This is a genomic window from Nonomuraea sp. NPDC051941 (genome assembly GCF_044593615.1).
Genome location: NZ_JBIUCF010000123.1, coordinates 1 through 5,230, shown reverse-complemented (window position 1 = coordinate 5,230; position 5,230 = coordinate 1). Strand labels below are relative to the sequence as shown.

General features: G+C 67.2%; 5 protein-coding genes. 2 read left to right on the top strand and 3 right to left on the bottom strand.

All coding sequences use genetic code 11. The features are described 5' to 3' along the window. Positions 1-235 precede the first annotated feature (235 nt). The 3 genes from ACIHFD_RS67595 to ACIHFD_RS67585 all read right to left on the bottom strand — a co-directional run bounded on the left by ACIHFD_RS67595 (position 236) and on the right by ACIHFD_RS67585 (position 1,959). Positions 236-1,129, bottom strand: coding sequence for a hypothetical protein (locus ACIHFD_RS67595; RefSeq protein WP_397375923.1), 894 nt, complete (start codon positions 1,127-1,129; stop codon positions 236-238). Between the two features lie 2 nt (positions 1,130-1,131). Then, positions 1,132-1,731, bottom strand: a complete 600-nt coding sequence (locus ACIHFD_RS67590; RefSeq protein WP_366312721.1) for a hypothetical protein — start codon at positions 1,729-1,731, stop codon at positions 1,132-1,134. A gap of 87 nt (positions 1,732-1,818) precedes the next feature. Beyond that, positions 1,819-1,959 (bottom strand): hypothetical protein, encoded by a 141-nt coding sequence (locus tag ACIHFD_RS67585; protein WP_397375922.1) that lies wholly within the window; start codon positions 1,957-1,959, stop codon positions 1,819-1,821. A gap of 957 nt (positions 1,960-2,916) precedes the next feature. Between ACIHFD_RS67585 and ACIHFD_RS67580 the strand changes: the two genes are divergently transcribed. Then, positions 2,917-4,143: an IS110 family transposase gene (locus ACIHFD_RS67580; RefSeq protein WP_397375921.1), complete on the top strand. Its 1,227-nt coding sequence runs from the start codon at positions 2,917-2,919 to the stop codon at positions 4,141-4,143. Positions 4,144-4,336: 193 nt separating this feature from the next. Beyond that, complete coding sequence (locus tag ACIHFD_RS67575) at positions 4,337-4,522, top strand: hypothetical protein (RefSeq protein ID WP_397375920.1); 186 nt, start codon at positions 4,337-4,339, stop codon at positions 4,520-4,522. Positions 4,523-5,230: the final 708 nt, after the last annotated feature.

The following is a 5,230-nucleotide window of genomic DNA, read 5'->3' as shown; positions in this document are numbered from 1 at the left end:
CCACGAGCCATAGCGGACCGACGTCGGCGGGCAGCACACCCCCCGATTCTCATCCACGCGAGCACGCCCGAAGGGCGGATCTGGATCTAATGGGCGGTCGTTGCCAGGTGGTCGGGCCGGCGATCGAGTGGAACCTCACCCCCCTCGTGACGGCCACGATTCGGCGCAGGACCAGCGGTCGACGCAAGCGCGCGCCCGGCGGCAGGCTGCCACCGGGCGTGTCAGGTCGGACGCCTCAGCACGAGGCGGGGTCCGCCGCCGTTCCCTCGGCGCAGGCCTCGGCGACCAGCGTCGTGCGTAGGGCCGTCAGGCTCGGCGGCGTGGTGTTGGCCGGTTCGGTCTCGCCGGCCGGGACCGAGGTCGCCGTGGCCGACGGCTTGCTCGTCGGCGTGTAGCAGGGGTCGATGAGGTCGTCGCAGGTCGGCGTGGGAGCTGGCTCCGCCTCGTGGTCCTCGGCCACGTAGGCGTACCCCAGCAGCTGCGCCGCGCGCTGGCCGTCCATGAGCGGGGCGATCACCGGGCTGCCTGCCGACTCCTCGACGAACAAGCCCTCGCCGATCGGCGTGTGCACCGACTGGGCGTAGGCCAGCTGGGTGGCGTCGGTGATGGGGCGGCCGAGGAGCTGCTGCCGTTCCGCGAGGTTGTGCACGAACATCAGGCCGGTGCCCGCCGTACCGATGGACTCCTTGAGCTCGGCGAGCGTGCTGGTGGGCGGGTGCTCCACTTGGACCCGGATCTTGCCGTCGGTGTACCCCTGGTCGAGCCGTCCCGCCAGCACCTTGTCGACGCGCACCACCAGGCTGGCGTAGCGCATGGCCGCGTCGGCGCTGTCGTAGGCGACGACCGTCGAGGCGCCTTCAGAGTCGTCGGAGGCGAAGGCGATGCCCGGTTCGATGTCCACGATGGTGCCCTGGACGAGCGCTGCGGCGGCCTTGAAGGCGCCGGAGTCCGCGGCTCCCGGGGTGATGTCAGCCACGGAGTCGAACAGGTACTGGCCGTCGGACGCGCTGGTGCCGTTCCTGAGCTGCGCCCAGAAGCCGGGCTTGGGGCTGTTGAGCAGCGTGCCCGCGCCGACGCCGACGGTCACGGCGGCGACGAGGGTGAGGATCAGCAGAAGGCGGTTCTTCACGGTCACCACTCCCCGTTGACGTGCGAGCGGTCGTGGCTGCTGTAGGTCGGGGTGGTGGACGAGCCCTGTTTCATGCAGGACGTCAGGTTGGTGTGCCCGAGCCCGATGGCGTGCCCGATCTCGTGGCAGGCCGTCTTCTTGCGAATGGTGGTGCTGGTCATGTCGGCCAGGTCGAAGCGGAGCTCCGCGCGGTCGCACGTGTACTCGCCGCCGATCTGGGCCAGCACCCTGACACACTTGGTCGAGGCGGTGATGTTGACGCCCGTGCTTGAGCCGTCCCAGTCCTTGCCCCAGTAGTCGGTGTAGTAGGCATCGAACATCACCAGGTCGGTGTGCGTGCCCGCGCTGCTGTCATACCCGCCGATCCGCAGGTCGGTCTGGTAGTCCAGGTTGGCCATGCCGTAGTCGGCCGCGGTGATCATATTGCTGGTGAGCGTGGAGGCGTTCCAGTAGACGTCACGGTTGTCCGTCTTGGGGCAGCACCACGTGGGATGGTAGGCGTAGAAGCCGAACGTGTTGGCCACCGCCGGCGCGGCGGCCGTGAGCCCGGCGGAAAGTGCCGCCGTGATGGCGAACACCAGAGCGAGGACTGACTTGCGCATGGGTGATCAATGTAGGCGCGCGTCAGGGCCGCAAAAAGGTCGGAACGGCGAAGCCGCCACTAACAGGTCATGTACGGCGGTTGACGTTCACGCGCTCATCACGGCGTCGGCCAGTTCCGCCGAGCCGGTGACTATGGCATCGTGGCCCACCGCCAGCACCGTCTCAGGCCAGCCGGACTTCTTCGCCAGCCGCGGGAACGGCCTCGGGCCCTCGGGTGTGCAGAGCACCGCGCTGCATGAGATCGCGTGGACGGCCCGCCCTCGTTAAGACCTCGGCGTGATCTTGCTCCCTTCGGCGCGGCTTACCGGCCTCGCCGGTGAGCACTCGCTGTTGAGGACCGCGCGGCAGCGCCGGGCGGACCGACGCGAGCAGCTCGTCGCCGCTGCCGATCGGCTACTGATCGCAGTCGCTGTCTTTCAGGGCACGATCGCTGGACAGCGACTGGCGTGGACCTCGCTGCGGGCAAAGGGCGCTGTGGTTCTGACCGTCGTCGCCCACGGCCTGGAGGCCTACGTCGTCCACGGCACGCCCAAGGCCGCTGTCGGCCGCATCTCGCAGACGGTGTTCGGCTGGGACCAAGCGGGATCGGCGGCCATCGCCCAGGCCCTGCCTGATTTTGCTGGCGAGAGGCAGCAACGTTTGCCGGTCAGTGTGGACAGCGGTCGTGGGCTGGTCGGGGCCGGAATGTCGGTGAGAAGTAGCAGCACCCCGGACGATCAGGAATCAGTTGACCTCAAGCGGACTTCAAGTCGAAGAATCTCGGACGAGAACCAGACGACGGGCCCGTACCAGCGAGGACGCCGACGCGCTCGTCGCCCCCGCTCTGGCTCCCCGGGGGGCTGCAGTACGCCCGCCACACCAGCCGCGAAGGGATCATCACCCTCTACGTCTCCGCTCGACGGCGCTCACCGTCCCTCATGCGAAGCGACCTCGCTTCGGAGCCTAATGAGAGCTACCGGGTCAGCTTTCGGGCAGACTCGGGCCCGGTAGCCACTGGCAGGTGAGCACTCTCGGAACCTGGACGTCGAGTCCTATTGACAGATCGTGCCCTTGCTGGCGGTCGGGAGGATGGACCGCTGATGGGATGTCGTGCCCGCCTCTTCGGTGGCGTGAGCACTTGATCATTAGGTAGCGGAGGTTCTCCCGTGGGCTGCTGATCATGCCGCCGAGGGTGGGAGAGCGACTTGTTGTTCGTGGGCGATGACTGGGCCGAGGATCACCACGATGTGGAACTGCAGGACGAGCGGGGAAAACGGCTGGCCAAGGCTCGACTCGAGGAGGGGATCGCGGGGATCTCCCGGCTGCATGAACTGATCGGGCGCCATGCGGAGGCGGACAAGGACTTCGATCGTGCTGAGGTCGTCATCGGGATCGAGACCGATCGGGGGCTGTGGGTCCAGGCGTTGATCGCCGCCGGCTACCAGGTCTATGCCATCAACCCGCTGCAGGTGGCCCGCTACCGAGAGACCGTATCGACCTCGGGAGCCAAGAGCGACGCGGCCGATGCTCGCACACTGGCGGACATGGTGCGCGAGAAGCGTGATCAGTTGCGGCCGATCGCCGGGGACAGCGCGGCGGCTGAGGCGATCAAGGTGGTCGCGCGAGCGCACAAGACGCTGATCTGGGAACGCAATCGGCACACCCTGCGCCTGCGGCACGCCCTGCGCGAGTTCTTCCCTGCGGCCCTGGTCGCGTTCGGTGACCTGGCCGGAGCCGATGCATCGGAGTTGCTGGGCAAGGCGCCCGATCCGGCCAGCGCGGCACGACTGACGATCACACAGATCACACTGGCGCTTCAGCGAGCGCGTCGTCACCACGCCTTCGACAAGGCCGAGAAGATCCGGGCCGCGCTGCGCAGCGAGCAACTGGCGCAGCCTGCGGTGGTGGCGGCCGCGTTCGCGGCGATGGTACGTGCTCAAGTGGCGATCCTGACCGCGTTAAATGAGCAGATCAAGGCCTTGCAGGAGGAGGTTGAGGCGCATTTTGGCGAGCATTCGGACGCTGAGATCTACCTGTCCCAGCCGGGCCTGGGCGTGATCCTAGGTGCCCGAGTGTTGTCGGAGTTCGGCGATGACTCCACTCGCTATGGCGATGCGCGAGCGCGCAAGAACTACGCCGGCACCAGCCCGGTGACCCGCCGGTCCGGGAAGAAGAAGGTCGTGCTGGCGCGGTTTGTGCACAACGATCGATTGATCGATGCCCTGGGCCGACAGGCCTTCGCCGCGATGCTCTGCTCGCCCGGAGCTCGGGCTTTCTACGACCAGCAACGCGCTCGCGGCGTCGGCCACCATGCCGCATTACGTCAGCTCGCCAACCGGCTGGTGGGGATCCTTCACGGCTGCTTGAAGACCGGCAGCAAGTACGACGAGGCAACTGCCTGGGCACATCGGACCGTCCAGGCCGCGCCTTGACAGATTTCGCCATGGGATGTCTGTCAATCCGTTTGAGCATCGCGCGAGCGCCGTCGAGATGCTCCACCTGTACGGCACCGACGCCCCAGTTATCCTGATGGGCGTACTGTAGCCCCAGCTCGCGCACGTCCTCGGCCTGGAGGTCCCGGAGGATCGCCAGTAGCGAGCCACTCCGGAGCGCCACCTCATCGCGGTGGGTAGCCGTCCCCGGGACGCCGAAGACCGTCGTCCGCCGTTCCCGGAGTTCGGAGAGTCGGTAGCAGAGCACAGGCAGCTCCTCCATCGGCACCGGCTCCTCATCATCGTCCACGGGCAGATGCAGGAGGGGCAGCAGATCGGGGTCAAGGGCGAAGAGGCGGCGCTCGACCGGGTCGAGTGAGTTCGGCTCGGGGTGCGGTCCGCCCCGGTCCAAGGGGAAGGCCAGGCGCCACGGCTGGTTGGTGGTCATCAGCCCTAGATTCCAGGGGCCGTCCTCGGCGAGGGCGAAGAACTCCCGGGGCAGATCAACGGCGTAGCACTCGTGCAGCACCTGGCGCACGCTCAGGCCGGTCTCTAACAGGGCGCGCGCCAACCGCGCCATCGAGGCGTAGTTATCGCGCGACGCCTCGGCCCGCAGCCGTGGGAGCGTACTGTCGTCCACTTACCCCGTCCCCTCCGCCTATTTCTTCCGGCTCCGCCTTCTCCACCAGGACCTCCTGCGCCAGCTCGCGCAGTTTCCCAGGTGCGCTGAGGCCGGATGCCGTCAGCGCGCCGATGATCTCATGCGTGACGCTTTCCACCAACCCATGGCGTCGTAGGCGCGCTGTGGGGTGTTCACGAATGGAGCTGACTTGCTCGTCTGGGGTGCTCCGGATGATCGCTTCCGTGTGTCACGAATGCAGGAGGAATGTTATGTAGGCAGACATCTCTGATTGCAATGCTGCGTGGGAGATGAAGGTCATGGCTCTTCGGAGTCGCCCTGCGGGGGGAGATTCCAAACCGCCTCGTGCTGCGTTGGCTGAAGACCGTCGTGGTGAGCGATCGAGGAAAAGGCGCCTGCGAGGCGTCAGGTGGGGACTGGAAAGGCGAGCGCAAGCGAATCGCTGCT

Excerpts from the sequence above, each read along its gene's own strand:
- ACIHFD_RS67590 (WP_366312721.1), bottom strand. The coding sequence starts at position 1,731 with ATGCGCAAGTCAGTCCTCGCTCTGGTGTTCGCCATCACGGCGGCACTT.